Consider the following 201-nt stretch of genomic DNA (forward strand, 5'->3'; position numbering starts at 1 on the left):
CAAGCATTCACAGTAAGATCTTGAACATCACTAATTGTTAACGCATCAGCAGGAGTTACTGTAAATGTAGCTGTATCTTGTCCAGACTCACATAAGTCCGTTACATTATAAGTTACACTCGTATTACCACCCTCACATAAAGCAGGAGCAGTAAGCGCACTAATATCTGTAGCTTGCGGATCACAACCACCAGTTACACTA

The 201-nt window shown here is 40.8% G+C and carries 1 protein-coding gene; it reads right to left on the bottom strand.

What is annotated here, in order from left to right; all coding sequences use genetic code 11:
* The coding region (locus tag ACH5TW_RS15945; RefSeq protein ID WP_439334431.1) for a hypothetical protein at positions 1-201 on the bottom strand (201 nt) is incomplete at both ends.

Origin of the sequence: Thalassobellus sediminis (assembly GCF_044386045.1) — a bacterium.
GTDB classification, from domain to species: domain Bacteria; phylum Bacteroidota; class Bacteroidia; order Flavobacteriales; family Flavobacteriaceae; genus Thalassobellus; species Thalassobellus sediminis.